General features: G+C 67.5%; 2 protein-coding genes and 1 pseudogene. All 3 read right to left on the bottom strand.

What is annotated here, in order from left to right; all coding sequences use genetic code 11:
• Positions 1-10 precede the first annotated feature (10 nt).
• A complete protein-coding gene (locus C5E41_RS35660) occupies positions 11-769 on the bottom strand; it encodes an enoyl-CoA hydratase/isomerase family protein (protein ID WP_258081419.1) in 759 nt (252 codons plus the stop codon).
• A gap of 189 nt (positions 770-958) precedes the next feature.
• Positions 959-2,407 (bottom strand): annotated as a pseudogene (locus tag C5E41_RS35655) (class I adenylate-forming enzyme family protein); the annotation flags it as partial.
• A 3-nt stretch (positions 2,408-2,410) separates the two neighbouring features.
• On the bottom strand, positions 2,411-3,369 hold a 959-nt coding region (locus tag C5E41_RS32775; RefSeq protein WP_146097787.1), incomplete at its 5' end, for a class I adenylate-forming enzyme family protein.

Below are 3,369 nucleotides of genomic sequence, written 5' to 3'. Positions count from 1 at the left end.
ATTCCTTGGTTCAGCGCAGACGCGGGGTGCGCTTGTTGACGCGCGAGTCGGTGCGTCCGTCGCCCTGATTTCCGATCTGGGTGTAGGACAGGCCGTTTCGCAGCGCGATCGACGGGTTCATCTCCAGCGCTTCCCAGATGGCGCGCACCGTGCCCTGAATCGCCTCCGGCCGCCGGGCCGCGATCTCGTCGGCGAGTTGCCGTGCACGCGAACGTAATAGATCCGGTTCGACGATCTCGGTGACGATTCCCGCCCGCAGCGCCGTCTGCGCGGTCATCCGCTCGTCGCTACCCAGCAGTGCCCAGCGCAGCACCTCACCGAGCGGAATCCCGCGAGCCAGCATGCCGATCGGCTCGACCGCCGACACCATGCCGCCGTTGGCGTGCGGATCGAAGAAGGTGGCCTCCGATGAGCAGATCACGATGTCGCATTCGTTGATGAAGTACATCGCGCCACCGGCCGCCATACCGTGCACCGCGCAGATCACCGGCTTCCACACCCGATGCTGACGCGGTCCCAGCAAGACCCCCGGATCCTCCTGATTCCACCGGTTCTTGTGCGTCCACCACGCGCCGCCGCCGACGTCGATCCCCGTGCAGAAGGCGCGCTCGCCATTGGCCTGCAGGACCGCCACGCGAATATCGTCGTCGTCGCGCACCCGCTCCCACACCCGCACCATCTCCTCGGCCATCACCTGGTCGAAGCTGTTGAGACGCTCCGGGCGGTTCAGCGTGACGGTCGCGACATGGCCGCTGACCTCGAACTCGATCGTGGTGAACGATTCGGCGACCGCACCCTGGGCCGTCTGCTCGTTTCCCGGCGTCGCAGCCGTCGCGGGTCTCGTATCAGTCGCTGACATCGTGTCGGAAAACCTTTCGCGCAGTGCGGGTTTGGCGATCTTGCCGAGGGAATTGCGCGGCAGCTCGGTCACGATCTCGATCTGTTCGGGATATTTGCGCTTGTTCAGCGGCGTACCGCTGAGAAAGACGCGCACCGACTCCAGGGTCGGCGGCGCGCTCGCATCGCGTGGCACCACCACCGCGCAGACCCGTTCCCCGGACCCCGCGTCGGGCACGCCGATGACGCACACGTCGCTGATCGCGGGATCCGCGATCAGGGCCTCCTCGACCTCGCGGGCGGGGATGTTCTCCATCTTGCGGACGATGATGTCCTTGAGCCGGCCGGTCACGGCCAGGCAGCCGTCAGCGTCCAGATATCCCAGATCGCCGGTACGGAAGTAGCCGCTGGCGTCGAGAGCCTCGGCGTCGCGCGCGGAATCGACGTAGCCGCAGAACAATTGGGGCCCGCGCACCCTGATCTCGCCGATCTCACCGACCGCGGCGGCGGTCTCGTCGGCGCGCACGATCCGCACCGACCCACCGGGGCCGGGCCGCCCCTCGGCGACGGCGTGCTGTTCATCGGTGTCCGACGGCGATCCCCAGGTGATGTAGGGACATTCGGTCATCCCGTACCCCGAGATGACGCCGACACCGCCGAGCAGTTCGCGGGCCTGTTCGTGCTGATCGCGCGGGCGGGGCGAACCACCGGCGAGCGTCGCACGCGACTTCGGGAACAGCGGGGCCACACCGCGTTCGCGTGCGATCCGCAGATACTCGTTGGTGAACGGCAGACCGGAGCCGACCAGCGTGACCCCTTCGTCGATGAGCAGATCCGCCAGCCGCTCGGGAACGAATTTCCGCGCCCCGACCACCAGTACATGCCCAATGATCAGCGCATGCAGCAGATGGGCCACCCCGCCGATATGGGCGAACGGTGCCAGGGCCGCACACCGGTCCTCCGGTCGCGGACCGACATTGGCGATGAACGTGTCGGCCGCGGCCAGCAGCGTGCGGTCGGTGTGCTTGACGCCCTTGGGAACTCCGGTGGTGCCCGAGGTGTAGAAGATCCATCGCACCTCAGGGCCGAAATCGGCCGGTGCCCGCGCCGGCAGCGCGGGGAGGCCCCCGGCCGCGGGATCGGCGGACAGTACGTGGATCGCCGGCGGCTGCTCCTCGGGCCCGAGTGCGGCAGCGAAAACCTCGGCGGCGAAAACCTCGGTGACGATGAGTAATCGGCTGTGCAGGCGGCCGGTGATGTGGGCGACCTCCTCGGCCCGCAACATCATGATCAGCGGATTCTGCACCACCGCGAGCTGGGCCAGCGCCATCGACAGCGCCATTGCCTCTACCGTATTGGGCAGCTGCCAGGACACCACGTCACCGGCCCGCACACCGGCGGCGCGTAGCGTCTCGGCATAGGAGGAGACGAGTTCGCCGAACTGCCCGGCAGTGAAGCGGCGCCGGTCCTCGTCGACGAGCAGGGGCGCCTGCGGTGTAGCGGCGGCGCGCTGTCGCACGAGCTCGCCGATCGCAGCCGAGGTGAGCCTCGGGGATGCTGTTGTTTCCATGACCTACTCCGCCACAACTCGAAGATCTTCGGCGATCCGGCGTTTGAGAATCTTGCCCGCCGGGCCGAGGGGGAATTCCGACCGATAGACGAAGCGGCGCGGCTGTTTGTATCCGGCCAGTTCGGATCGGCACAACGCCTGCAGTTCGGTAGTCAGGCCCTCACGGTCGAATCCGTCGCGGGCGATGACCGCCGCGACCGGCGTCTCCCCCCATTCCGGATCGGGTACGCCCACCACGGCCACCAGTTCGACGCCGGGATGCTCGCCGATCACCCGCTCGATCTCGGCGGGGTAGACGTTGAAGCCGCCCGAGATGATCATGTCGGTCTTGCGGCCGGTGATGTGCAGGTAGCGCTCGGAATCCAGGTATCCGAGGTCGCCCGACCACAGGCCGGTGGGCCGGAACGTCTCGGCGGTCTGCTCCGGCCGATTCCAGTAGCCGATGGCGTTGGCGTCGCTGCGGATCACGATCTCACCGATCTCCCCGGTGGGCAGCTCGTTGCCGTCGGCGTCGACGATGCGGATCGAGCACATCGGCGTCTCTTGACCGCAGGAGGTCAGGATCGAGGTCTTGCCCGCCACCATGTCGCGGTGGTCCTCGGGGGTGAGAATTGTTGCCTGACCACCACATTCGGTCAGGCCATAGCGCTGCTGCAGATCGCAGCCGAGCAGATCCATGGCCTTGCGCGCCAGCCCCGGCGGCACCGGTGCCGAGCCGTAGCTGATGCGCCGCAGGCTCGACATGTCGCGCGCCGGGCCCTCCTCGAGGATGCGCAGCGTCCGCTGCAGCATGGTCGGGATGAAGGTCGTGAACGTGACCCGGCTGCGCTCGATCTCGTCGATGACGGCCTGCGGGTCGAACTTGCGGTGGATCACCATCGTCTGGCCCAGATAGGTCCACGACAGGGTGCGCACACTGCCCCCGGCGGTGAAGAACGGCGTGGTCGCCAGGAAGACGTCGG

The organism is Nocardia nova (genome assembly GCF_002933465.1).
GTDB lineage: Bacteria > Actinomycetota > Actinomycetes > Mycobacteriales > Mycobacteriaceae > Nocardia > Nocardia nova_B.
Note: the sequence above shows the minus strand (reverse complement) of the source record. Positions and strands in the feature narration are given on the sequence as shown.